The following is a 26,904-nucleotide window of genomic DNA, read 5'->3' on the forward strand; positions in this document are numbered from 1 at the left end:
TATTTTAAAAGGTTAAGGTTTTCTTAATAAAGATTGACTTACAAAATCCTAAGAGATAAATTAAGCAAAAAACGACTTACAAAAATGCGCTTTATTAGAATTAGAAAAGAACAAATAAATACTATTCTTTTTTATTACTTATAACCTTTATCATAACCTTATGGTAAAAACTTAAAACTATCGTGATTATAGTTCTTCTTTTCTTTAATTTGTATAAACTAAAAAAATAAACACATGGATTTAAAACCAAAACTGGGCTTAGATAATCTTACATTCGGAATGTCTAAAAAAGAGGTTTATGAAGTGCTAGGAATGCCAGATAGAAAAAGAATTAGTGACGACGACGACGATCAACAACTTTTAGAATATAATGATCAAAAATTAAGACTAACTATATACAAGAATGAGGATAATCGTCTAGGATATTTGCAAACCTCGAATCCAAAATTAGAATTTAATGGACATGCTATTATAAATTCAAAAATAGACTTTGTAAAAGATAAAATATTTGGAGACATTATTTCTGATTGGGAAATTGAGGACTATGATTTTTTTGCAACCCATAGCAATGATGACTATTGGATTACACTTAATGTAGAATTTGGAGTTGTAATTAATATCGAGATTGGAGTTCCGTTTAACGACGATAACGACTATGACTGGCCCAATTAAATAACACTAACTGAAGAAACCAATATATGGATATTACTATTCGTAGAGCTGAAGCTGATGACCTAGAGTTTATCTGGCAGATGTGGCATGATGTTATGGCACAAAAGATTTACTTTTCATATAATCATACTTCAACAAGAGCAACAATTGAAAAAAGCTGGATTAATCTTACAAACCATATCTATGTCGCTACTATAGAAAATGAAGTTGTAGGTGCGTATATTTTTAAAGATAATCAACCAGGTTATGGCAATCATATCGCAAATGCTTCGTATATGGTAAAATCAGAACGAAGAGGATTACGAATCGGACATCAATTATGTGCGCATTCTATAATCAAAGCCAAAGAAGTAGGATATAAAGCTATGCAATTTAACTTAGTAGTAAGCACAAACAAAGGAGCAATAAAAACATGGTTAGATAATGGTTTTAAAATTATTGGCACTATCCCAGAAGGTTTTCATCATTATCAGGAAGGATATGTTGATGCTCATATTTTCTATCGTAAACTCTAAACTAAAAATACACCCAGAATCAATAGATTTTTGGTGGGTTAGATGTGAGATAAATTTCGATTTATGACGCTTTGGTATAATTGTTTGACTCTCTGTTCTTGTTTTATTTTGTAAACTACCATTGGTTTTGCCCTATTTTGGGAAACCCTTCCACTATCGATTGTTATTCAGGTAATTTTAATAGTTGTAATACATCTTTATGGGCAGATTCTATAGCACCTGATCCTATAAGTAATCTCTTTATCAAGATATTTGTGATACTGCATTCTGTCTTTGTTTAGTTACAATAGTTAATAATGATGCTTCTTTTTACTGTTATTTTATGTTGTTTTTAGTATTTTTTTTATTGCCACAATCCCTCTTTGGCAAGTATAATTTCTGAAAATCATTACTTCACTCCTACCTTAAAACTTAAAATCAGATATTCTATATTTTTTAAAAAAAGTAGGGTATAAGTCTAAATATTTGTTTTAGGTAAGCAAAGAGCAATAAACTATAATTTTAAAAAAACAGAATGAAAAGAATAATTAAAAATGTATTCAAATTATGTATGATCGCAATAATAGCTAACACTGCGATTTCTTGTGATAAAGATGATGATAATGATAATGTAATGCCTCAAAAAATAAATGCTGTAACTATTTCTAAACCAAAACCGATTGAGGGAAATATACTCAATTTGATTTATGCCGTTTCAGATTTTACAACTGAAGACTATATAAATAACAAGAAGGTTACTATCACATGGTGGAGAATAGATGATATCAATGATAATAACTCAAAACGTGTAATAATACCTAATGAATCTTTATCGCAATATACTCTAAAAAGTGAGGATATTGGTAAGTATATAGAAGTTCAAGTAACCGTAAAGGGTGCTAAAAATCTACAGAAGACTTCTAAATCTATCGGTCCTATAAAAGGAAAAGATAATGCAGACTCACAGGATTCTTCTCTTACTTGTTTTAATGCGTCTCTTGATTATAGTTTTGCTGAAGTATCCCATAGATTATTTCCTTCAAAAGAGAATTGCAACAAACTTAAGACCGCTATTCAAGAATACTTAGCTAATACAGTATGTCCCGTTACTGGTTCAGAAAAATCAAAATTAGAAGAACAATTAAAAAAACTTAATTGCGATACCGAAACACCATCAGAAGATACTACTTTAGCTTGTTTTAATGCATCTAGTGATTATAATTTTGCAGAAGTATCTCATAGATTATTTCCTTCAAAAGAGACTTGCAATAAACTTAAGACCGCTATTCAAGAATACTTGATTAATACAATATGCCCAGTTACAGGTGAAGAAAAATTAAAATTAGAAGAACAACTAAAGATACTTAATTGCGATACCGAAACGCCATCAACATCAGAAGATACTACTTTAGCTTGCTTTAATGCATCTAGCGATTATGGTTTTGCTGAAGTATCCTATAGATTGTTTCCTTCAAAAGAGACTTGCAATAAACTTAAGACCGCTATTCAAGGATACCTAATTAATACAGTATGTCCAGTTACAGGTGAAGAAAAATCAAAATTAGAAGAACAATTAAAAAAACTTAATTGCGATAAATAAGAAATCATGCTTCGAACAAGGCTTCATATATGGTAAAATCGGAACGAAGAGGATTACGCATTGGGCATCAATTATGTGCGCATTCTATAATCAAAGCCAAAGAAGTAGGATATAAAGCTATGCAATTTAATCTGGTAGTAAGTACCAATAAAGGAGCAATAAAACGTGGTTGGACAATGGTTTTGAAATCATTGGCATTACCCCAGAAGGTTTTCATCATTATCAAGAAGGATATGTTGATGTACATATTTTCTATCGTAAACTGTAAAATTTTATAAAAAAACACCCAGAATTCATAGATTCTGGGTGTAAACATTTAAAAAGTACTTAATGTTATTTACTTGCAATAATCCAAGTACTTATTTTATCTTCTAACAACGCTAGTGGTACACAGCCCGTTTCTAAGACTTGATTGTGAAACTGACGAATATCAAATTTATCTCCTAATGCTACCTCTGCTTTAGCTCGAAGTTCTCTTATTTTCAATTGTCCGATTTTATAGGATAATGCTTGTCCTGGATTGGCCATATATCGTTCAATTTCAGACGTAATTCCCGCTTCAGATTCTGCTTCATTATCCAAAGAATATTGTATTGCTTGCTCTCGTGTCCAACCTTTAGAATGAAGTCCTGTATCCACTACTAAACGAACCGCTCTATGCATCTCTGCTCCTAGCATTCCAAAATATTGATAAGGATCGGTATATAATCCAAGTTCTTTACCCAAAGATTCGCTATATAAAGCCCAACCTTCTCCATAACCACTATACCAAAGTGTTTTTCTAAACTGCGGAAGATCTTTACTTTCTTGCGTTAATGAAATTTGATAGTGATGTCCAGGAATTGCCTCATGCAAAAACAAAGACTCATCACTATAGGTATTATACTTTGTTACATCTGGTATTGGTGTGTAAAAAATCCCAGGACGAGTACCATCTAAAGAACCTGGGTTATATTCTGCACTTGCAGATTGCTCACGAAACGCTTCGGTACGACGTACCTCAAAAGGCGTTTTAGGTTTAACATCGAATAATTTTTCAATCTGTGGTTTCATGCGGTTATGAATCGCATTAAAATTATCGATCACTTCTTGAGGATCTTTAAAAGGCATTAGTTCCTTCTTAGTACGTACATAATCAAAGAATGATTTTAAATCTCCTTTATATCCTACTTCATTTTTAACCTTTTCCATTGCTGCAGAAATACGTGCCACTTCAGACAATCCTAATTCATGAATCTCATCGGCAGTCATATTTGTAGTAGTATACAATTTAATCTGATACTTATACAGATCAGCTCCGTTTGGAATATCGGAAATCCCAGAACTTGCTCTACCTGCTTCCATATATTCAGCACTCATGAATTTATGTAAACTTTTGTATGCAGGAACAATTTTTTCTGAAACCATTTTAGTATATGCTTCAGTGAGTTGTTTTTTATCTTCTTCTGAAAAACCTTCTGGAAAATTTTTGACTGGTGTATAAAAAAGATGCTTATCTAAATCTTCTACTGTTAACGCTTCTAACTGCGGAAGGACTTTTGTAATTAAAGATTTAGGAAGAACATATCCCGCTTGCATACCTTCTTTCATTTTTGACTCTGCTGAAGCCAACCATTCTAAATACCCTTCAAGACGTTTTAGCCAATTATTATAATCTTCTACCGTTTCAAAAGGTTGTGCACTTGCACCACTTGCTAATTGACCTGCAACAAGATTAATCGACCACATTTGATCAATTGGGAAATACTCTTTTTTAAATTTAAAAGCTTCTAGGTTAATATCACACTCCCATTTTAGGATAGCTTTGCTCATTTTTTCACTAGCAGAAAGAGAAGCATCATCAAATTGATCTAGCATTTCTTTATATGTAGTATAATATGCTTTTACTTTTGCTACTGTTTCATCTGCTAATGGATTAGGAAACTGATCATTAAAACGATTATCCCCCGCAAAGGTAGCTTGTACAGGGTTTAGTTTAAGTCCTTCTTCATAGTAATTATCCAGCATTTTATTAAACTTGGCACTAACATCAACAGTGGCCTCAGGTTCTTTTGTAGTGACTTCATTTTTACACGCGGTAAAAACTACTGCTAGATAAACTACAGCAAGTATTCTTTTAATCATGGTATTATGTGTTTTGTTTTGAGTGTTGAAAGATAGCAAAATTTGCTGTAGAAGATTTGCAGCTTAACAACATCTTAAGTCCTAAGTTTTGCTTTGAGTTTTGCTTTTTCTTCGGCTAACCATTCATCTTTAAGAATACTCAATAATACGCCATCGGTTCTTCCTTCACCATTAATTGCAGGAAAAACACCTCTTAAAACTCCTTCTTGCTTACAACCAACACTTTGCATTGCAGCGATACTCACTTTATTTTCGACATACGAACCTAACCCTATACGCTGTGCTCCCATGGTCTCAAAAGCAAACTCAAAAAGCAAATATTTACAATGTTTATTTAACCCTGTTCCTCTAAATGCAGAGCCATACCAGGTATACCCCAATCGTATCGCAGATAATATGGATGATATTTCGCAATATCGAGTACTACCCGCATATTGATCTTTTATTTTATCATATACAATAAATGGATATTCTTTTTTAGCTTTTCTATTAGTTATCGCAGTTTTTATATATGCTGTAAGCCGCTCTTCGCCATCCCCTTTTATAAATGAGTAGTCCCAAATACCAGGTTCATTAGCTATATCCAACAGATGCTCTATATCGTTCATTTGTAATGGTCGAAGTTTTACAAAATCATCTTCGAGCACATATACTTTTGAAAAATCAAAATTTAGCATTTAAATAATAATATTAATTAATTTACCACCTATTAAAGGTCAACCTATTTTATGCTCAAAAACCCTATAAAATGATTCAAGGCTAGTATGCTCTTGTATATTGTTCTTTTTCTGAAAGTAGAATGGCTTTTTTTCCGGTATCTATGAGGAACTTTGTTTTTAAAGTAACCCTATCTTTAAGCTCTTGAAGAAACACTATAAAATGTAAATGAGGACCTGTTGCCCAACCTACATCTCCGCTATAACCGATTAGCTGACCAATTTTTACCTGATCACCAACAGTAACTTTGGCTCCGCCTTTTTGGATATGTGTATATTCTGCAAAAGTACCATCACTATGATAGACCAATATAAAATTATTCAGTTTCGCACATTCTGGTGTTGTACAGCTTTTGCTATTACTTTCTTCAACATCTATAACAACTCCTCCTCTAGCAGCATAAATCTTGGTACCCATAGGCATTTTAAAATCTAATGCATTTTCATTTTTATGAGAAGTAGCTCCATTATACCCTTGAGAAAGCCAAAATGTATTTCCTTTACCATACGGAAGATAATAGTTGAAATCTTTATCATACTCTTTTTGATTATGATCACCATGATTATACACCGACTCATACCCTAATTTCACCCGTTTTTTTCGATCAATCACGCTTAAATTAGTAATTATATGTCGCTTAGTCATGGCTGGCACTACAAATACTTTATTATTTCCATTAGACGATTTAAGATTTTCTAGTGTAAAATTCATCTTGGCAGAAACCGGACTATACTCATCGTTATCTGCTAGAATTACAAATCCATCATCTGTTTCTTCATAATAAAGCTTAAAATTATCTTGCGAAAAGACAATCAATGAACATAAACTTAAAATAATCAGAATAGTATTTTTCATAGGGGTTTACTTTTATTAAATATAACAAAAGTTATTCCTGATTTTGTTAATAATCAAACTTATATGTTGCTCCTCCTAAGATTTGAATATCCTGAACAGGAAAATTCACCCATTTTTCATAATTATCCCCTACTAAATTATTTCCTTTTACAAAGAAAGACAGTTGATCATTTAATCGATAGCCGACGTTAATATTAGCATCAAAATAAGAATCTAATGTAACTGTTGCTTCGGGAACTGTAGGTACAACCGCAACGGTATTATCTATATCTTTTCGTTCACCTACATAAAATAATTGCCCTCCTAAAAACCACTGCTTATTGATTTGGTAGTCTACTAATACCGATGCCTTTATTTCTGGTAAGTTCCAAGCTTCTTGCTCATCTTCACTACTATAACTAAAATATTCTGCAGCCGCTCCTAGTTTAAACTTTTTATTGATTTCAAAATTAAGTTCTCCATAACCTATAACTGTATTTACATCATCATAACGATAAGAAAAAGAATTTCCAAAATCGTAACCTTCCAGTTGAAGTGTAGCACTTCTATTGTTAACAAATAAAGGTTTTTCATCTTCAGAAATATAACTCCCACGAACATTATAACTCACTATATCTGAAATCTTACCTTTTAATCCAATATAGGCATCATAAAGCATATTTGTAGGTTCCAAAATTAATGTTGGTGAAACAAAAGGATTCTTTTGCACTGCATTTCTATACGTGTTTTGTTGCAATGTTCCTTCTAACCCACCGTAAGCTATTACAGCCTCATCTAACAATCTATACGATGCGGTAACTTTTGGATAAATAAAGAAATCATTATCACTGTTTTCGGTATCAATACTATAATATACTGCTGCTCCTAAATTCACCGTAAGATTATCTCTTAAAATGACCAAACTGGGGTTTACACCTAAATTAAGTATCCCATAATTATTTGGGGTTTGTAAGACAGGATCCAGATCACGATCAAAACTTCCGCTTACATAATCTACAATAAAATTGGTATTGATTAATGAATCTCCCATCTCGAACTCAAATGTAGGTTTTGCCACCACATGATGTTCTGTAGACCCTAGAGCATCACCAAAAAAGCGATATTTTAAAGAAGCTTTTTTAAAGTATAAATCATCAAACTGAAGTTTTCCTCCTAATTTAATTCCGAAATAACTTTGTTGAGGATCTATAGCTGCAATTTGTTCTTGAGTCAATGTGGGCACCTCAGGTAACCCATACCAATTATACAACTGGTGTTCTGCTCCCACTTCTAGACCATAAGTATATTTTCTACTACGCGAAGTATAATTAACGTCTAAAAATGAATTGTAAAATTTATCATCTAATTGCACTTCATCGATACCCCCTTGCGAAGAATTATGATGCAAGTATATCCCTAGATTATCAGAACGATTGATTTGAAAATTACTATAAAATTCTGCTAGTGCAGAGGTAAAGTTTCCAAATCCTAATGTTGCATAATTATCATAAATCTTAATACGTTTAGGTCTATCTATATTAGCCGCTTTTCCTTTTGCAGGTGTATAAGTAGATGCCACTGGAACAGAAAAAATACTGTATCGTATTTGCTTTTTCTTTTGGGTAACAGAATCATTAAGTATCGGTGTAGATTTTATCTTAAATGCATCGCTAATTGTAGGCGTATAAGCTTTAACAATTACTACACGTTCTGTATCCAGGGTTTCTTCTTCTTTTTCTTGTGCAAGTGTTCCCCAACTTACTATACCCATACAAATAAAAGGTATTGTTTTTTGAAAATATCTAATCATAAGATACGCGTCATTTTTAAAACTAATTACTACTGCTCTTCAGTTTGGATGGATGAATTTGTTTTTGCCTCTTTGGCTTTGATTTTTTTGAGTTCGGCACTTGCCTCATCAATTACTTCAGGAAAATCTGCAAAATTCTTAATCACACTTTCCAAAATATACGTGGCTTGATAGGCATCTTTAAGTCCGTAGAAATTTTTAGCCATTAATAATAATCCTTTAGAACCATATAATCGGTATCCTGGATAATCTTTAGCCAATTTTTGAATAGTTTCGTTAGACGACTTGTATTTTCCTTCGTCATTTTCAAAATATGCTGCATAATACAATGCCTCTGCTGCTAATTCTCCTGTAGCTATTTTTTGTACTTCGGCATACGCTTTTTTAGCACGTACCATATCTACAGTTTTTAATGCTGCTCTTGCAGTAAAAATTTTAGCATCACTTTTTACATCATTTTGAATTTTAGGATTAGCCAATACCTTATCTGCATATTCGATTGTTTTTTGATACTTCAATAATTGATAATATGATTTCATTAAATTAGATTGTGCAAAAATGATATTTTGCGGATAATCTGCATCACTTTCTAGACGTTCTAATATCGGGATGGCTTTTTCGTAACTACGATTTTCTAGATGCACCTGTGACAATCTTGCCAATGCTTGCTCTGTAAATTCTGTTCTATCATTTTTAAGCACATATTCATAATGAGGAATCGTTACATCTTTATCGTTATTTTTGAAATATAATTGTGCGAGATAAAAATGACTTTTTAACGTATGTAAGCCATTAGGAAATTCATTTAAGTATTTTTCAAATCCTGAGATAGCCGCATTATCATTATTTTCTAAAAACTGTTTTTCTGCTGCTTCATATGAGGTGTTATCCAGATCAGCATCACTAACATCAACAAAACTTAACCCTTTTACCCAAGTAGCATACTCATCGGTTCTACCTAAATCTACATAAATTAATCTTGCAGTATTTACCGCTTGTAACGCCTCGTCTGTATCAGGATACTCTGCTACTACTTTTTTGAATTTAGACAAGGCTTTATTTCCTTGATCTCCATTGTAAAACACAAGGCCTTGTTTTAATAATGCTTTAGGCACATATGAACTTCTAGGTATATCTCGTATCAAACGATCATACGCTTGGATACCGCGTTCTGTTTTATTTTCTGAAATATAAACATCTCCTAAAGCAAACATCGCATCATCTCTATATGTTGATCTTGGGTATTGTTTTAGAAACATTTCTAAATCCTGTATTTTTTTATCATGCTTATTTACAAAACCATAACTAATAGCTTTTTGGTAATGTGCATAATCAGAATCTGGTCCGTTTTTCTTGATTGCCTTGTTATAGGCTTCCATAGCCGGCCAATATTTACTAGAAATAAAATGACTATCACCTAACCTAAGGTATGTATCTATTTGTCTAGCTTCATCAACATTATCTTTTTCAGAAAAAGTTTCAAAATACTTTGCTGCTTGTGGATATTGTTTCAATTTAAAATATGTGTATCCTAAATTATAGTCTATCTGTTGATATTCTACTGTAGTTGAAGCTCCTGTGCTTCCTTGAAACTGCTTAAATCCTATTAAAGCACTATCATAATCGTTAAGTAGATATTCACTTTCTGCTTTCCAATATGTTGCTCTAGATGTAAAATTTGGGTCTACTGGTTGTTTCAAAGATTTATCAAAATAGGTTATCGCCTCTGCATGATTATTTTCGTTGTATAATTCTATAGCACGATAAAAAGCTACTTTTTGATACACTTCTTTATCTGCAAAATTGCGGCTACCTTCTAATAAGTCCATTGCCTCCTTATAATTTTTAGAGGTTATATAAGAACTGATCAAAAGCTCTTTGATTTCTTCTTTAAATTCTGTGCTCGGATACTCATCTAGATATCTCAATAAAACTTTTGGTGTACTTTCATAAGAGTTCCCTATTTCATAACTTAATTTGGCATAATTATATAGCGCATCCTCTTTAATTTTAGCTTCAAAATTCATTTCTGAAGCATTTTTAAACGCATTAAGCGCTTGCTGTTTTTGGTCTGTTTTTAAATATGATTCTGCCAGATGGTAATATGCATTTTGTGCAGTTGCATTTTTACCCCCTACAATTTTATTAAATTCAGAAATCGCATTTTGATAATCGCCTTGTTTATAATAGGCATATCCCAAGAAATAATAATCTGTATTATTCCATTTTCCTTTTCTTCCTTTATATCCTTTAAGGTAAGGTATTGCTTTATCGTATTGACCAAGATTAAAATAACTTTCTCCTATGATCTTGTTTAACTCTGACTTTTCTGATGGTTTTGATTTTGGCAATTGCGATATTCCTTCGGTAATAGCTTCTTGAAAATTTCCAGATTTAAAATTCATATCACTCTGAAAATAGGATAGATTTTTATTGTATTGATCTAAATCTTTTACTTCATCAAATAACTTATCTGCCTCTTGATAATTATCTCCTTCATAGGCTATAAAACCGAGGTAATACTTTGCTTTAGCCCCATATTCTGGGGAATCTTGAACTCGGTTTAAATACTTTTTAGCTTCGTTAAACCGTTGTATTTTAAAGTATGCATAACCGTTATTAAAGTTATACTTCTCTTTTTCGGTTCTACTTAAACTACCTTGATCTACTTTTTCATACCATTTCCTAGCATAAGCGTATTTTCCATTATCAAAATAATAGGTTGCTGCATCCAAATATGCCGCATTTCGTTTAATACTGGTTGGATATTGTACTACAAAATCTTCAAGAAGTTGATCTGCATCTTTTTGATTTAACCATACTGCACAATTTGCTATATAATATGAGCAATTCGCATCAATATTCTCGTCATTTACAGCATCACGAACTTTATCAAAAAGATTTTGTGCTGCGAGAAATTGTTTGTTATTATACAATTCTAGTGCCTGATTATACAAGACTAACTCATTCGTATAAATTTCGGATTGCTGAGCAGTTAAATCGACTGACAGGCTAATCACAAAAAGCATCAAAGCGATGTATTTCATAGTATTCATCTAATATATTAGAAAACCAACAATTAGAACCAACCCTTGTTTATAGATATACCAAGTATCTATATAACTAGAGAGTAAATCCTGTTAGGTGTTAATAGTCTTATTTTTAATTAAAAGTAAATATCGTTTCCCGCGAATAAATTTTGTGTTAAAGATAGCCTAATCTTCATTTTAATAACGAAACATTTTAGAGATAATTACACCTCATTATTAGAATTATGAATTCTTTATGACTGTGATATCAAAAAAATAAGTCAATCTTAGACTATTAATGGTTCTTATAAGATTAAGTACTTAGAGATTTCATCTTTCAAAACTTCTTGCATTATTAACGTTATTACATAAAAACCGATTTTATATATATTTTATACTGATTTTACAATAAATTATTTAAAACTTTGGTTCTACTAACTCATGGTCTATTTATATAATAAATTGCTTATTTAAATATTAGTCATTTTTTTAACGAAAACTTTTTACTTTTACGAAGTATTATTAATCCAGAACTATAAACTATGTCCAATACGGTATTGAGCCTAAAAGATGCATCAATTTATCAACGCGAAAGCTTAATTCTATCTGATGTTAATGTAGAAGTTAACAAAGGAGATTTTGTATATCTGATCGGTAAAACCGGAACCGGAAAAAGTAGCTTTATGAAAACCCTATATGGAGATCTACCTTTGTTAGAAGGTGAAGGCAGTATTGTGGATTTTGATTTACCAAGTCTACAAGAAAATCAAATCCCTTTTTTGCGTAGGAAATTGGGTATTGTATTTCAAGATTTTAAATTACTTAATGATCGAACTGTAAAAGACAATCTGTTATTTGTTTTAAAAGCTACCGGTTGGACAGATGAAAAAGCAATGGACAGTAAAATTGATAATGTGTTAGACAAAGTTGGTATGAAAACAAAAGGTATTAAATATCCTTATCAATTATCTGGTGGCGAGCAGCAACGTATTGCGATTGCAAGAGCTTTACTAAATGACCCAGAACTTATACTAGCAGATGAACCCACTGGAAATCTTGACCCACAAACCTCTGTAGAGGTTATGGAAGTATTACAAGACATTAATAAAAATGGTAATACCATTCTTATGGCTACTCATGACTACGCTCTTCTTCTTAAATATCCTTCAAAAACTTTAAAATGTGATGGCAACAAAGTTTTTGAGGTAGTACAACGAAAAGCATAAATTTTTCAGCCGATACGCAATCCATTAATTACTTTTTTGGTAGGACTTAACAAGGTGACATCATTGTCTAGACCTACTACTCCAAGTACAAGGCATTCACTCATCATATTGGCTATTTGTTTTGGTGGAAAATTAATAACTGCAACTACTTGCTTTCCTATCAACTCTTTGGCTGCATACAATTTTGTTATTTGTGCTGATGTTTTTCTTTTACCAAACTCTCCAAAATCTACAATCATCTTATAAGCTGGCATTTTTGCCTCTTTAAATAATTCTGCACTTAGTATTGTTCCAACCCTCATATCAACCTTCATAAAGTCTTGCCAGTGTAAATGTGTTTCCATTAAATAATCATTTTTTATGTAGTATGATAAAAATAATAAAGTTTCTAATTGATTATATGTTAGTTCGTACATTTTACGCATAAACAGTACTACATTTGATGGTAAAAAATAAAAAATGTGTTTTTTGTCGAAAATAAACTGCTTTTTACCGAATATTTGTTGGTTTTTACAAGTTACGAAACGGTATTTCTTCTTACATTTGTAATATAAAATTAAGACATTGTTTTTGGCACTTCGCCCCAAAATCGAAAAGCCCAATTGATTGCCCCAAAATTAAATAAACCCCAAATTTACCCCAAAATATTATCTAAAGTCCCGATCCCCCTCTCGGGACTTTTCTTTAAAAAAACAGCTCTTCCCTATTAAGAACACTGCTTTTAGCGTAAGTAGATAGCACTTATAAATCCACAAATTAACTCATTTTAGTACTATCAACAGAACTATTCTTTATATGAAATAAAAGTTCAAAAGCTTTATGAAAATATCATTCAAATCAAGTTAGGTGTTGTAATTAGATTCTCGTTCGAAAAACGAAAGAAAAAAGCTCTCAAAACCCTATAAAACCTTAATAAATACACCTTTAATCGTAAAAAAATAACTTTTTAACGATATTTTATTGATTTTTACAAGTTTTACTCAAGAAAGTAATCTTAACTTTGTAGTATAAAATTAGATTAATGTTTTTATGGTATTTCGCCCCAAAATTGAAAAACCACAAATATTTGACTTAGCCGAAAAATATTTAACCCAACCAAACAACTAATTTTACCCCAAATTTACCCCAAAATATCGACAGGCAGTCTGAAGTATATACTTCAGACTGCTTTTTTATATTAAATTATTACGTTTTATATTGTCTTTTTTTAGACACTATATCGAGTAGTACTTGTAAAAGACTTTAAAGCCTTACAACAACCTTTATCGGTTCACAAAACCTTATTTTCTTCATGAAAAAACATCGTAACATTCATATAACTAAATAATTAAAACCTTGACATGATACATGATATTTATAAATTTAAACTCTCAATTTATAAATCCCAACAACGATAGATTTATTTCTAATAATGACACAATTACCTTTGGTTTTAAGAAAATCATTAACCCAAAAGAGCAGGCACTAACAATAGATTTTTAAACTACTCTTTTATTTTAAAACCTAATTATTTATGAAAACAATTAATCTTTTAACAAAATCAGTTTTATTATTATCTATTTTACTTATCACCTATAGTTGTGATAAAAATGAAGAAGATGAGTTAACTCAAGAAAGTATACAAGAAATAGGTATTTCTGAAGAAGAATGGACAGGAGAAATCGCCAATCCCAGTTCAAAAAATCTAATTTCTTCGGTTAGCGGTAGTAATTTTAGACGCTTTTATTTAGATGTAAATTTTGATAGGTTTGCTGACTTAGTAGCAATCAAAACCAGAAGTACTGGTACTAGAAGTACAGAAATACATGTTTTAGATGGAAAATCTGGGTTTACAAAATTCATCATACAAACTGGCACAGCGCTACACGAAACTGGATCAAACTTTGATTTCTTAGTAGGACTAACACCAAGAGGAGGGTTAACAATGTACGCAATTAAAAAATCCAATACAGGTAGCAGAAGTACTGAGGTTCATGTAATTTCTGGGAGAAATGGTTATAACAGATTCTTTAGACAATCAGTTACACCACTACCAGAAACTAACAGATCTTATTCTTTTAGATTAGTTGGTGGACTAGATCAATATTTACACCATATTCAAGTTTTTAGAAGTGGTGTTAAAAGTGGATTATTAGATGCTCGTACGAGTTATAGAACCTTCTTCTAGAGTCTTAACTTTCTGTATAGTTTTTACTATTAACATATACTTGTAAAAAAGAAACCCCAAATCATATGATTTGGGGTCTCTTTATGTATGTAATACAATATATTTATACAATTTTATTTCTCTTACGTTCTACTTCAGTAAGGAATACTTTACGCAATCTTAAATGATTAGGAGTCACTTCAACGTATTCATCTTTCTGAATATATTCTAAAGCTTCTTCTAGTGAAAATTTAATTGCAGGTACAATCTTAGCTTTATCATCTGCTCCAGAAGAACGTACGTTAGATAATTTTTTAGTTTTGGTGATATTCACGGTCATATCATCTCCACGAGAATTCTCTCCGATAACTTGCCCTTCATAAATATCTTCTCCTGGGTCAACAAAAAACTTACCTCTATCTTGTAGTTTATCTATTGAATATGGAATAGCAGATCCTTTTTCCATTGAAACCAAAGAACCATTTATTCTTCCTGGAATGTCTCCTTTTAAAGGCTGATATTCTTTAAAACGGTGAGCCATAATGGCCTCACCTGCAGTAGCAGTTAAAAGTTGGTTACGTAAACCTATAATCCCTCTAGACGGAATTAAAAATTCGCAAACCATACGATCTCCCTTTGCTTCCATACTTAGCATTTCACCTTTACGTAGGGTAACCATTTCCACAGCTTTTCCTGAAACATTTTCAGGTAAATCTATAGTTAACTCTTCTATTGGTTCACATTTTACGCCATCAATCTCTTTTATAATTACCTGAGGTTGACCAATCTGCAACTCATACCCTTCTCTTCTCATTGTTTCGATAAGGACAGATAAATGCAATACACCACGACCAAATACTAAAAATTTATCAGCACTATTTGTTTCATTAACTCGTAATGCCAAGTTTTTTTCAAGTTCTTTCTCTAGTCTTTCTTTAATATGTCTTGAGGTTACAAATTTCCCATCTTTTCCAAAGAAAGGTGAGTCATTAATTGTAAACAACATACTCATTGTTGGCTCATCAATAGCGATAGTTTTTAATCCTTCAGGATTTTCAATATCGGCTACTGTATCACCTATTTCGAAACCTTCTAGTCCAACTAAGGCACATATATCTCCAGCTTCGACTTTTTCTACTTTCATTCTTCCTAAACCTTCGAAAGTATGAAGTTCTTTTATTTTTGATTTCTTAATAGATCCATCACGTTTTACCAGAGAAACTTGCATTCCTTCGGTTAATGTACCTCTTTGTAAACGACCGATAGCAATACGTCCTGTAAATGAAGAAAAATCTAACGAAGTAATCAACATTTGAGTTGTACCTTCTTCTATTTTTGGAGCAGGAATATGTTCTATTACCATATCTAATAATGGCTCGATGTTATCCGTCTCATTTTTCCAATCTTCACTCATCCAGTTATTCTTTGCAGAACCATATACTGTTGGAAAGTCCAATTGCCATTCTTCTGCACCTAATTCGAACATAAGGTCAAATACTTTCTCATGAACTTCATCTGGAGTACAGTTTTCTTTATCCACCTTATTAACAACTACACAAGGTTTTAAACCAAGATCAATAGCTTTTTGTAGTACAAATCGTGTTTGAGGCATAGGTCCCTCGAAAGCATCAACAAGTAATAATACTCCATCTGCCATGTTTAATACACGCTCTACTTCTCCTCCAAAATCGGCGTGACCAGGAGTGTCTATAATATTAATTTTAGTGTCTTTGTATATGACAGAAACATTTTTAGAAGTAATGGTAATACCTCTTTCACGTTCCAGGTCATTGTTGTCTAAAATTAAATCACCAGTATTTTCATTCTCACGAAATAATTGGCAATGGTACATAATCTTATCTACCAACGTAGTTTTACCATGATCTACGTGAGCAATTATCGCAATATTTTTTATAGCTGTCATAAACGCCTCATTTTTAAGGCTGCAAAGGTACGAGTTATTTCAACAGGTTGTATATGAAAACTTAATTATTAAAAAAGCTTTATATTAAAGTTTACAAAACCTTCATATAAAGCTGCTTGTATTTTAAAAAATTAATACTTCTTATTCTACATTATTTCCCAAATGCCCAACCTAATCTAAAATTAACAATTGGTGTTATAATACCATAGTCATCGGTAGATGCAAAACCAACACCCAAGTCCAAACCAAGATTTAAACCAGAATTATATGTGCGTTGAAATCCCCAAACAGGTCCAACCTGTACCAAATAGCTATCATTAATATCTATGTCTCCCAGTATCGGGTCTAAATTCGTGTACAATGAGGTTAAAGCGATATAATTTGCAGAATTACCAGATGTCTTTTTCCCTTTACGTGCTCTTTTCTCAAAATTATAATAATATCGATATGCACCTTCAAAGGTCAAAAAAACACCATACTCCTCTTCATCATTAGATTTCACATATATAAGCCCGGTACCTAGTCTAAAATCTAAGGTAGTTTTTTTATTGAGCCCAACTTCATATTCTATTCCAGGAGTTAGTAATAGATTTGCTTTAAATTGATGTTTTTCTACTTCATTTGTGTTTCCTTGAGCGTTTACAAAAGCTACAGTTAAAAATAAAAATGCTGTGAATATTTTTTTCATTATACTAAGTTTTTTTATGTGAATGTCTATGTCGAAATCAAACATCTTGCCATAGTTACTTTTACCAATAATTCTTTACTTCAACTATTAAAAATCCTATCTTTGCCTTTTTAAAAATATCATATGGATCTTTCTGAAATTGAAAACTTAAAAAATCTTGATGCCAATAACTTTTTCTTACTTGCTGGGCCTTGCGCTATAGAAGGAGAAGAAATGGCCCTACGCATAGCAGAAAAAGTCGTAGAGATCACATCAAAACTGAAGATACCATATGTTTTTAAGGGTTCTTTTAAAAAAGCCAACCGCAGTCGTATAGATAGTTTTACAGGAATTGGCAATGAAAAGGCATTAAAAATTTTACGTAAAGTTGGAGAAACTTTTGAAATCCCAACAGTAACAGATATTCACGAAAACGAAGACGCTACACTAGCAGCAGAATATGTGGATATCCTACAAATCCCAGCGTTTCTTGTACGTCAAACTGATCTTGTTGTGGCTGCAGCTAATACCGGAAAAACAGTTAACCTAAAAAAAGGTCAATTCATGAGCCCAGAGGCCATGCAACATGCTGTAAAAAAGGTTACAGATTCTGGTAATTCTAAAGCTATGATTACAGATAGAGGAACCATGTTTGGATATCAAGATATGGTTGTGGATTTTAGAGGAATACCTACAATGAAACAATATGGTACAACGGTTTTAGATGTTACACATTCTTTACAGCAACCAAATCAATCAAGTGGCGTTACTGGAGGAAGACCTGATATGATAGAAACTATAGCACGTGCAGGTATTGCAACTGGTGTTGATGGCTTATTTATAGAGACACATTTTGACCCTGCAAATGCGAAAAGTGATGGAGCAAATATGCTAGATTTGCAATACTTAGAAAAGTTATTAAGTAATTTAGTTGCAATAAGACAAACAATTAATAATCTATAGACATACTTATTAGTAAAACTTCTTATCTTTTACTTGATAGGCATTTTCTAGAATTTCAATTAAAACCGTCTCATTAATCTCTTCAATATTTCTATATCGTAGAGATTTCATGACCTTACGTCCTGCGGTGACCATTTGATCAGAGTGCACAGTAATATGACCAGCATTCCAAAACCCTAAATCTACATAATCCTTAGCCACATTTAAGTAACAAAATGGTCTACCATCAATATAATAAAAGGGTATTTTGTACTTATAAAGTAGTTCTACTGAAGAAACCGTATTCTCTATTAACACTTGTAAATGTAGTAGTATAGTTTTATACGGTTCTTGTTGATTAAGAATATAGGTTTCTGCTGGATTCATATCATTATACAATCAAGATACGACAATATAAATATTCCTTTTCAAATTGAAAAATCTAACCACTTACTCTTTACAAATGTTGCAAAAAACAAGTGGTAGATAGCTTCAACGATATGTGTAATACTACAGAATTAATACTGCATCACTAATAGTTACTGAAATTAAAAAATCGGAAAATAGTAATTACTAGTCGACTAAAATCAACATCTATTCTAAAACATGTAACTGATCTTAGCATGTGTATTTTTAACAGATTCGAAAATAGTTCTACGTACAAAGTAAGTTATTATAATTTTTTACGTCAAATTGATAATATAAATACGAGTATTTATATTATCAATAACCAACCAACATATATGACACTCCAACAACTCAAGTATATAGTCGCCCTTGACCATAAACGACACTATGTAAAAGCTGCAGAAGAATGTTTTGTAACGCAGCCTACATTAACTATTCAAGTAAAAAAATTAGAAGACGAAATTGGTTCAACAATTTTTAACAGAGAAAAAACTCCTCTTGAACCTACTCCCATCGGCGTAATATTGATTGCAAAAGCGAAATCTATTTTACGCGAAGTAAATGAATTTAATGAATATGCTTATGGAGACAAGACTAATATTTCTGGAGAATATACATTAGGTATTATACCAACAATAGCTCCTTACCTTCTTCCTCTTTTTCTTGAAGAGTTTTTAACTACTCATCCAAATATTAAACTAACCATTAAAGAAATGCAAACCGAACATATCGTTAAAGCATTACATAATGGTACTTTAGATATTAGTATAATATCTACCCCTCTAGAAGATCCAGGTTTGAAAGAAGTACACCTTTATCAAGAACCCTTTCTTTTATATTGTAAAGATCCAAAACAATTTAGCCAATCAGAAAAAGTAAATCAAGATGATCTCACTCCAGAAAAACTTTTGCTACTAGAAGAAGGGCACTGTTTTAGAAATCAAGTCTTAAATATTTGTAAGCATAAAAAAGAACATTCAAACCACCATTTTAGCTTTAAAAGTGGCTCTATTCAAACCATTAAAAGATTAGTAAAAGCTGGTCTAGGGTATAGTTTAGTACCGCAACTATCTGTTAACCACCCATCAGAAGATAGATTTATAAAATCGTTTTTAAACCCTATGCCTACAAGAGAAATCAGTATTGTCATTAATAAAAATTTTACAAAAGAAAAACTTATAGATGATCTGCATTTGACCATTAAAAAGAGCATTCCTGATAATCTAAAAGAAATCAATAATTACCGTAAAGTAGCATGGCGATAATTCAAACTCACGCCTAACTACACCAAATATTTTAAAGGTCCAATTCGTACCGTATCTTCTTCGTAATATTTATTATAAAATATAATATACGCTAATGAAAACCCTATCAGATTACCATACCACTATATCGATTTGAGTTTCATTTACTTGTGATAACTAAAATTTATTTATTTAACAAAACTATAGATTTTAATTATGACTGTATAATTTATGGATACTAAAGCCCAAATTATTAATGTTGTTTTGTAATTAGTTTTGTGTGCAACTAAATATATTTTAAATAATTTATTCATGATCACACAAAAGAAAACACTAGTATTACTTTTGGTTTTAAGCCTCTATTTAAATGGCTTTTCTCAAAAATTGACAACGAATTTTGGCGCCCCAGTTGGAGACAATCAAAATTCACAAACTATGGGTGTAAATGGCCCTGTTTTATTACAAGACATTCATTTAATCGAAAAACTTGCTGCTTTTGATAGAGAACGTATTCCTGAAAGAGTTGTTCATGCAAGAGGTACTGGAGCTTTTGGTTATTTTGAAGCTTCTGCTGACATGTCTGAATATACAATGGCTGTTCCTTTTCAAAAAATCGGAAAAAAGACTGATGTAGCTGTACGATTTTCTACAGTCGCCCATGGTAAGGGGTCCGCAGAAACTGCAAGAGACCCAAGAGGGTTTGCAGTAAAATTTTATACAGAAGAAGGAAACTATGATATTGTAGGAAATCATCTTCCTATATTTTTTATTAGAGATGCAATAAAATTTCCTGATTTTATTCATACTGTAAAACCATCTCCTGTGACAAATAAACAAGACCCCAATCGATATTTTGATTTTTGGAGTCTTTCACCAGAAGCAACACATATGGTGACAAGGTTATTTACTGACTTAGGGATCCCAAAAGGGTATCAATACATGGATGGAAGTAGTGTTCATGGATTTAAATGGGTAAATAAAGAAGGAAAAGTAGTATACCTAAAGTATACCTGGAAAACAAAACAAGGAGTTCAAAACCTTACTCCAGCCGAAGCATCTGCAATCCAAGCCAAAAATGTTGGTCACGCTACAGAAAGCTTACGAAAAGATATAGAAGCTAAAAAATTTCCACAATGGGATTTATATGTTCAGTTCATTAAACCAGAAGATCTTAATAGTTTTGACTTTTGGCCTCTAGATGACACCAAACATTGGTCAGAGAAAAAATTTCCTTTAACTAAAATTGGAACTATGACTCTGAACCGCAATCCGGTTAACTTTTTTGAAGAAGTAGAATCAATAGCAATGGCTCCCGGAAATCTAATTCCAGGTGTAGAACCTTCTGAAGATAAAATGTTACAAGGAAGATTATTTTCGTATTTTGATACGCAACGCCATAGACTTGGTGGTAACTTTCAACAAATAAAGGTTAATCAACCTAAGAACAAAGTTGTAAACTATAATTCAGATAGTTGGAACAGTTCTAGAAACAGTAGTTTTCCCAATCCAGACATTAATTATGAACCAAGTAATCATATACCTGTAGCCGAAGAAAATAAATATAGAAATGCATCTTATAGCTCTGCAGAGAAAGCAATCATTGTGCAATCTCCTATAAATAAAACAAATAATTATGGTCAGGCAGGTGAATTTTATCGTTCTCTAACTGATACAGAAAAGGAACATTTAATCGCAAATCTTGTAGGAGATTTAAGTCAGGTTAATAGTAAAGATGTTCAAAAGAAAATGATTACTCATTTTTATCGTGCCGATAAAGATTACGGCATGAGAGTAGCAAAAGCTTTAGGTTTTTCTGCTAAAGATTTTAGATAAATAACACATTACAAAATAGCCTTTAACAGAACCTATTCTTAATTTCTTTTAAAGGCTATTTGATTTTTAACACTACTAAACATAGTTATGAAAACAAAAATATGGTTAACTATGGTATTTCTAAGTTTGATAATACCAAATATCATAAAGAGTCAAGATTTTCATCTTTTAGAACAAGTTGTAAGAGAAGGGAAACTTGAAATATTACAAGAAGCTATTAAAAAAAATTACGATTTATTACATTATCAAAACTCTAAAGGCTTCTCTTTATTAATATTAGCATCTTATAATAATCAATCAGAAATAGTAAAATACTTAATCTCTAAAAACGCAAATATTAACCTTGCAGACACCTCAGGGAATACTGCTTTAATGGGAGTAGCTTTTCAAGGGTATACAGATATCGCTAGAATATTAATCAAAAATAAAGTGAGCATTGATCAGCAAAATTACAATGGCGCCACTGCCTTACACTTTGCCGCAACTTTTGGAAACAAAGCTATTGTAGAGTTACTAATAGAAGCTAAAGCCAGCAAAACCATAAAGAATAGTTATGGTGACACTCCTTATGATCTAGCAAAAAAGCAAGCCAATGTAGAACTTGCAAATATCCTTAGGTAACCAAAAGCTAAATGAGTCTAAAAATTTTTGGACTCATTTTTTTAGTTCATCACAAAACCGGACATATAACACTACTATATAACATCTCCTAACTCAAAAACCACTCATTAATTATTGTTTGGAGAAGTATAACTCGTTTAAAATTTGCACAATTCAATATTTTAATTTTACTTTGCATTTCAAAGTACTTTTAATATGAGCACAGAAGATTATCTAAAAGACATTACCGAGATCAAGGATATGATGAATAAATCATCACGATTTTTTTCGCTTAGTGGTTTATCAGGAATCATGGCAGGTATCTATGCACTTATAGGCGCTGCAATTGCGTACTACCTTGTAAGTATAAGCGGAAGAGACTATTTAATCCTTGATGGCAAAATATTCAGTTATATATTGCTTGACCTAATAGTCGTAGCTACCTTAAGTATAGTCACAGCTATTTTTTTAAGCACTAGAAAAGCACGAAAAAACAGTGAAACTTTATGGAATAGTGCTTCACAACGATTAATTACCGCTTTTTTGATACCATTACTCACTGGTGGAGCCTATATTCTTATAAAAATCTCTAGTCATCATTATGGGCTAACTGGATCATTAATGCTTATTTTTTATGGTCTAGCATTAGTGAATGCATCAAAATACACTATTGGTAATGTAAAATATTTGGGATATACAGAAATTGTATTAGGTTTGATCTGTGCAATTTATCCAGGGTATGGTTTTTGGTTTTGGGTACTTGGTTTTGGAGTAATGCATATCGTTTACGGGAGCCTGATTTACTTCAATCATGATAGATAAAATCATACAGTAATCATAGATTTCGAAGCATAACAAAAAATTCCTGATAAAAACAGGAATCACAGATGAAAAACATAATTGACAATATAAATAAAGCTTTTGATCATAGAATTCGGTTAGGAATTATGTCCATACTAGTCGTAAATGAGTTTGCCGATTTTAAAATGCTAAAAGAACTTCTTGGTGCTACCGATGGTAATCTGGCAAGTCACACAAAAGCGCTAGAAAAAGAAGAATACATAAAAGTTGAAAAATCATTTATCGGTCGTAAGCCTAACACACGTTATAGCGCCACTAAAAAAGGGCGAGAAGCTTTTAAAAAACACGTAGAAGCTATTGAAAAATTATTAAAAGGATAGGTATTTTTTTTATTCTTTTACTTTGAAATTCAAAGTACTTTTAAAATATAAAAAATGAGAGCATTTATACAAGAAACTATATATGAGTGGAGTAAAAAACCATATAAAAAGTGGTTCAAAAAAGAAATCCCTTGGGATATATCGATTAAACAATTAATCTACTATCCCAAGAATAGTCTTGGTTTTCATTTAGGATGTTTCTTACTTAAACATGATTTCACACCTCAACCAAAATTAGAGAACCATGATGTTTTTCATGTACTTACAGGTATTGGCATATCTGTTTCAGAAGAAATATCAATGCAATTTTATCTTTTAGGAAATGGCAAACGAAGCATCTATTTATTCTCTGTAATCCTTTTAGGAAGTCTACTCTACCCCGATAAACTAAAGACATTCAAGTCATTCTATATAAAAGGGCGAAAAGCGCATCCTTTTTATCAATTAAATTATAAAAACCTCTTATATCAACCTTTAAAAGAATTACAAACAACGCTTTCAATTATACCCTTATGGAAATAACACAAACTAAAAACAAAACTGCCCTTATAATTGCTTTGATCAGCTTCTTAATCGGCACAATACTCTTGCTAACCTTTCATTTACATCAAACTCTACAAATAGTAAGAATAGGATTATTGTATGTAATAATCGCAGCAGTATTAAATACCATTATTCTAATTGATCTTGCAATTAGCTCTTTTATAAATCCGCAATACCAGAAAGAAAACAGAATGACGATTTTGATTTTTTTACTCAACATCCCGATTACTATTGGATACATATTAACCATCATTTTATAGCACTTAAGACAATGAATACCATATACAAACAATTACCTTTTATAAAAGGCTTTACTATCTCTGTAGGTTTTAGTTTTATACTCTTACTAATCAGAATTATAAAAACTGATTCTATTTATTACTTATTTCTTGTATGGAATCTCTTTTTAGCATGTATCCCCTATTTAGTAACATTTCTACTAGGTATAAAAACTACAAATCGTTTTGTGTTCTGGCTTGGTTTTACAATCTGGTTAGCATTTCTTCCCAATGCGCCTTATATCTTAACTGACTTACAGCATATTAGAATTAGCACTCTACAGACGATTTGGTTTGATGTACTCCTTATTTTATCCTTTGCTATCAACGGTATGATCATCGGGTTTGTTTCATTACAAATGATGCAAAAACTACTACAAGTACAATTTTCAAAACTCAAAACTCATATCATCATCAATGCTACATTATTACTTTGTGGTTTCGGAATCTATTTAGGAAGAGTATTAAGATGGAACAGTTGGGATATTCTTCAAAACCCTTTAGCAATTCTATCTGATATTTTTAAAAGAGTTCTATTTCCTATTGAACACATAAACACATGGGCATTCACTATTGGTTTTGGATCTTTTCTGATCATTACATATCGGCTAATACAATACTGTCAAGAAAATAAATAATTAGTAACAATATAATTTTAAAAACTATGGAAACTCAAAAACAAAAAAAGTCATTTGGACAATGGATCAAAACATCTATCACCATACGTATGCTTATGGTTGGTATTTTAATTTTAGTTTTATTGATTCCCTTATCCTATATAAAAAATTTAATACAAGAGCGTGCTTATCGTCAAGAAGAAGTCGTAAAAGAAATTAACCAAAAATGGGGAAATGAGGTACTTTTATATGGTCCAGTTCTTAAAATACCCTATCAAATCCACTCTCTCAAAAAAACCTGGGATGACAAGACTAAAGCCTATAATGAAGAAGATATCATTACAATAAAACATGCATTTTTCTTTCCTAACACTTTAGATATAAAGTCTAAGATAGAATCCGAAACCTTAGGAAGAAGCATCTATGAATCTGTTGTTTATACCGCCGATATGAAAATTAAAGGTTCTTTTGAATCTCCTAATTTTGACATCCAGGACATTAAGGATGAAGATATTTTATGGAATAAAGCAACAGTAATTATAAATTCTACAAATCTTAAAGGAATTAAGAGTAACCTAGAACTCAATATTGGAAACAACGCTTACCCGCTAAGATCTCGTTACATTCAAAATTCAAACACCAACACCTTAGAAACTAAATTTCTTAAAGAAAATTCATTACCAAAAGATCAAACCATTAGCTTTAATTTAGATTTAGTTATTAATGGTAGTGAACAACTACGTTTCATTCCAGTTGGTAGAGAAACCAATGTCTCAATGGTTTCGAATTGGGCATCACCAAGTTTTAATGGTAATTATTTACCAAACACAAAAACTAAAGAAATAACTGAAAACGGATTTAAAGCAGATTGGAAAGTACTACAAATAAATAGAGAATTTGAACAAGAGTTTTTTGGAGAATTACCTTATATCAATTCATCTGCATTTGGAGTAAAATTATTAATACCTGTCGATGAATATCAAAAAAGTGAACGCGCAAGCAAATACGGGTATCTAGTAATCGCATTAACTTTTTTAGTTTTCTTTTTAATCCAAACGATCAGCAAAATTGATATACATCCTTTTCAATATTTAATGATAGGTTTGGCACTTACCATGTTTTACACATTACTAATCTCTATTTCTGAACATTCTAGTTTTTTATATGCGTATATGATTGCAGGGGTCTCTGTTGTTATCCTTATATCCATGTATGCAAAAGCTATTTTAAAAAGTATAAAGTTTATGGGATTTGTAGCCGCTTCTCTAGCCGCTTTATACACCTTTATATTTGTGATCATTCAATTAGAGAATTATGCATTACTAGTAGGTAGCATTGGACTATTCCTAATTCTAGGAAGTATAATGATGATCTCTCGAAGAATAGATTGGAAAAACGATTAGAGCTTCGTCAATCTAAAAAAAAGGAGTTGCGCTATCACTAAATAAAATGCTATGTTCATGATAATTCTAATCTTCTTAATAATAGTTATTGGAGGACCTCTTTTAATTTCATTTATAGTCTTTAAAATTATTAAAAAATATTATCCAAATAAGGCGTTAATGATTGGTTTGGTGGTTTTTGTTATTCCTTATGTGATAGTAGCTATAATGATTTATATTGATAGCTTACCCCAAGATGATTTTTATACAGAAGAGTTTCAAACCATAACCGAACTTGAATTACCTAAAAGTGCTTATTTTAAGTTTAAAAAAGCAACGTATCCAGATTTTCATGGTGAATATATGTCGGCTGCTGCGATATCTGTAAATAAAAATGATTTTAAAAAGCTACTTTCTGAAGTAAAAAATTCTAAAAAACTTATGGAGTATCAAGATACCGGCAGCAAACCTTACGACTGGATAAAAGCGCAAACAGGAGATCAAAATTACGTATTCTTTGCTTCATCAAATAAAGGTAATGATTATCATTTTATAGGTTTTTGTAAAGACGAAAAAACTATTATCATTCATTTAGTAAAATGGTAAGCATATAGTACACACTTACTAGTTAAT

General features: G+C 31.6%; 26 protein-coding genes. 17 read left to right on the forward strand and 9 right to left on the reverse strand.

Annotated features, from left to right (window positions below; genetic code table 11):
- Nucleotides 1-234 precede the first annotated feature (234 nt).
- From D1816_RS10275 to D1816_RS10290, 4 genes are all read left to right on the forward strand, one after another.
- Nucleotides 235-672 carry a hypothetical protein gene (locus tag D1816_RS10275; protein ID WP_118502665.1) on the forward strand — a complete coding sequence of 146 codons (438 nt, stop codon included), beginning with the start codon at nucleotides 235-237 and terminating at the stop codon, nucleotides 670-672.
- A 26-nt stretch (nucleotides 673-698) separates the two neighbouring features.
- Nucleotides 699-1,187: a GNAT family N-acetyltransferase gene (locus D1816_RS10280; protein WP_118502667.1), complete on the forward strand. Its 489-nt coding sequence runs from the start codon at nucleotides 699-701 to the stop codon at nucleotides 1,185-1,187.
- Nucleotides 1,188-1,701: 514 nt separating this feature from the next.
- Nucleotides 1,702-2,766 (forward strand): hypothetical protein, encoded by a 1,065-nt coding sequence (locus D1816_RS10285; protein ID WP_118502670.1) that lies wholly within the window; start codon nucleotides 1,702-1,704, stop codon nucleotides 2,764-2,766.
- 29 nt (nucleotides 2,767-2,795) lie between these two features.
- Entirely contained in the window at nucleotides 2,796-3,044 is a 249-nt protein-coding gene (locus D1816_RS10290) for a hypothetical protein (RefSeq protein WP_118502672.1), read from the forward strand.
- Between the two features lie 55 nt (nucleotides 3,045-3,099).
- Here the strand turns inward: D1816_RS10290 and D1816_RS10295 are convergent, their stop codons facing one another.
- The 5 genes from D1816_RS10295 to D1816_RS10315 form a co-directional block, all read right to left on the reverse strand.
- Entirely contained in the window at nucleotides 3,100-4,890 is a 1,791-nt protein-coding gene (locus tag D1816_RS10295; protein WP_118502674.1) for a DUF885 family protein, read from the reverse strand.
- Nucleotides 4,891-4,964: 74 nt separating this feature from the next.
- Nucleotides 4,965-5,567 carry a GNAT family N-acetyltransferase gene (locus D1816_RS10300; RefSeq protein ID WP_118502676.1) on the reverse strand — a complete coding sequence of 201 codons (603 nt, stop codon included), beginning with the start codon at nucleotides 5,565-5,567 and terminating at the stop codon, nucleotides 4,965-4,967.
- Nucleotides 5,568-5,649: 82 nt separating this feature from the next.
- Entirely contained in the window at nucleotides 5,650-6,462 is an 813-nt protein-coding gene (locus tag D1816_RS10305; protein WP_118502678.1) for a M23 family metallopeptidase, read from the reverse strand.
- A 46-nt stretch (nucleotides 6,463-6,508) separates the two neighbouring features.
- A complete protein-coding gene (locus D1816_RS10310; protein WP_158597764.1) occupies nucleotides 6,509-8,251 on the reverse strand; it encodes a TonB-dependent receptor in 1,743 nt (580 codons plus the stop codon).
- A 29-nt stretch (nucleotides 8,252-8,280) separates the two neighbouring features.
- Entirely contained in the window at nucleotides 8,281-11,307 is a 3,027-nt protein-coding gene (locus D1816_RS10315) for a tetratricopeptide repeat protein (RefSeq protein WP_118502680.1), read from the reverse strand.
- 515 nt (nucleotides 11,308-11,822) lie between these two features.
- On the opposite strand from D1816_RS10315, the gene D1816_RS10320 reads away from it, so the two are divergent.
- Nucleotides 11,823-12,506, forward strand: coding sequence for a cell division ATP-binding protein FtsE (locus D1816_RS10320; RefSeq protein WP_066312535.1), 684 nt, complete (start codon nucleotides 11,823-11,825; stop codon nucleotides 12,504-12,506).
- Between the two features lie 5 nt (nucleotides 12,507-12,511).
- Here D1816_RS10320 and D1816_RS10325 read toward each other — a convergent pair whose 3' ends face one another.
- On the reverse strand, nucleotides 12,512-12,850 hold the full coding sequence (locus tag D1816_RS10325) for a tRNA-binding protein (protein ID WP_118506244.1): 339 nt from the start codon (nucleotides 12,848-12,850) through the stop codon (nucleotides 12,512-12,514).
- 1,169 nt (nucleotides 12,851-14,019) lie between these two features.
- Here D1816_RS10325 and D1816_RS10330 point away from each other — a divergent pair.
- Nucleotides 14,020-14,673: a hypothetical protein gene (locus tag D1816_RS10330; protein WP_066312540.1), complete on the forward strand. Its 654-nt coding sequence runs from the start codon at nucleotides 14,020-14,022 to the stop codon at nucleotides 14,671-14,673.
- Between the two features lie 103 nt (nucleotides 14,674-14,776).
- Here D1816_RS10330 and typA read toward each other — a convergent pair whose 3' ends face one another.
- Nucleotides 14,777-16,576 (reverse strand): translational GTPase TypA, encoded by a 1,800-nt coding sequence (typA, locus tag D1816_RS10335; protein WP_066312548.1) that lies wholly within the window; start codon nucleotides 16,574-16,576, stop codon nucleotides 14,777-14,779.
- Nucleotides 16,577-16,727: 151 nt separating this feature from the next.
- Nucleotides 16,728-17,264, reverse strand: coding sequence for a DUF3575 domain-containing protein (locus D1816_RS10340; protein WP_066312549.1), 537 nt, complete (start codon nucleotides 17,262-17,264; stop codon nucleotides 16,728-16,730).
- A 123-nt stretch (nucleotides 17,265-17,387) separates the two neighbouring features.
- On the opposite strand from D1816_RS10340, the gene kdsA reads away from it, so the two are divergent.
- The gene (gene kdsA / locus D1816_RS10345; protein ID WP_066312551.1) at nucleotides 17,388-18,206 is read left to right on the forward strand and encodes a 3-deoxy-8-phosphooctulonate synthase; all 819 of its coding nucleotides are present in this window, start codon (nucleotides 17,388-17,390) and stop codon (nucleotides 18,204-18,206) included.
- Nucleotides 18,207-18,215: 9 nt separating this feature from the next.
- Here kdsA and D1816_RS10350 read toward each other — a convergent pair whose 3' ends face one another.
- Nucleotides 18,216-18,572, reverse strand: a complete 357-nt coding sequence (locus D1816_RS10350; RefSeq protein ID WP_118502686.1) for a DUF1801 domain-containing protein — start codon at nucleotides 18,570-18,572, stop codon at nucleotides 18,216-18,218.
- 356 nt (nucleotides 18,573-18,928) lie between these two features.
- Between D1816_RS10350 and D1816_RS10355 the strand changes: the two genes are divergently transcribed.
- The 10 genes from D1816_RS10355 (at nucleotide 18,929) to D1816_RS10400 (ending at nucleotide 26,877) form a co-directional block, all read left to right on the forward strand.
- Nucleotides 18,929-19,858, forward strand: a complete 930-nt coding sequence (locus D1816_RS10355) for a hydrogen peroxide-inducible genes activator (RefSeq protein WP_066312730.1) — start codon at nucleotides 18,929-18,931, stop codon at nucleotides 19,856-19,858.
- 291 nt (nucleotides 19,859-20,149) lie between these two features.
- The gene (locus D1816_RS10360) at nucleotides 20,150-21,670 is read left to right on the forward strand and encodes a catalase (RefSeq protein WP_118502688.1); all 1,521 of its coding nucleotides are present in this window, start codon (nucleotides 20,150-20,152) and stop codon (nucleotides 21,668-21,670) included.
- Between the two features lie 87 nt (nucleotides 21,671-21,757).
- A complete protein-coding gene (locus D1816_RS10365) occupies nucleotides 21,758-22,291 on the forward strand; it encodes an ankyrin repeat domain-containing protein (RefSeq protein WP_118502690.1) in 534 nt (177 codons plus the stop codon).
- 195 nt (nucleotides 22,292-22,486) lie between these two features.
- Nucleotides 22,487-23,092 carry a hypothetical protein gene (locus tag D1816_RS10370; protein WP_066312555.1) on the forward strand — a complete coding sequence of 202 codons (606 nt, stop codon included), beginning with the start codon at nucleotides 22,487-22,489 and terminating at the stop codon, nucleotides 23,090-23,092.
- A 65-nt stretch (nucleotides 23,093-23,157) separates the two neighbouring features.
- Nucleotides 23,158-23,451: a transcriptional regulator gene (locus D1816_RS10375; RefSeq protein ID WP_118502692.1), complete on the forward strand. Its 294-nt coding sequence runs from the start codon at nucleotides 23,158-23,160 to the stop codon at nucleotides 23,449-23,451.
- A 54-nt stretch (nucleotides 23,452-23,505) separates the two neighbouring features.
- The gene (locus tag D1816_RS10380; protein WP_118502694.1) at nucleotides 23,506-23,973 is read left to right on the forward strand and encodes a Coq4 family protein; all 468 of its coding nucleotides are present in this window, start codon (nucleotides 23,506-23,508) and stop codon (nucleotides 23,971-23,973) included.
- Entirely contained in the window at nucleotides 23,964-24,254 is a 291-nt protein-coding gene (locus tag D1816_RS10385; protein WP_066312561.1) for a hypothetical protein, read from the forward strand. The genes D1816_RS10380 and D1816_RS10385 overlap by 10 nt, the downstream gene beginning before the upstream one ends.
- Nucleotides 24,255-24,265: 11 nt before the next feature.
- Nucleotides 24,266-24,910: a DUF1361 domain-containing protein gene (locus D1816_RS10390; RefSeq protein WP_118502695.1), complete on the forward strand. Its 645-nt coding sequence runs from the start codon at nucleotides 24,266-24,268 to the stop codon at nucleotides 24,908-24,910.
- A 26-nt stretch (nucleotides 24,911-24,936) separates the two neighbouring features.
- On the forward strand, nucleotides 24,937-26,292 hold the full coding sequence (gene creD, locus D1816_RS10395) for a cell envelope integrity protein CreD (protein WP_118502697.1): 1,356 nt from the start codon (nucleotides 24,937-24,939) through the stop codon (nucleotides 26,290-26,292).
- 57 nt (nucleotides 26,293-26,349) lie between these two features.
- Entirely contained in the window at nucleotides 26,350-26,877 is a 528-nt protein-coding gene (locus D1816_RS10400) for a hypothetical protein (protein ID WP_118502699.1), read from the forward strand.
- Nucleotides 26,878-26,904: the final 27 nt, after the last annotated feature.

This window comes from Aquimarina sp. AD10, assembly GCF_003443715.1.
Lineage (GTDB): Bacteria > Bacteroidota > Bacteroidia > Flavobacteriales > Flavobacteriaceae > Aquimarina > Aquimarina aggregata.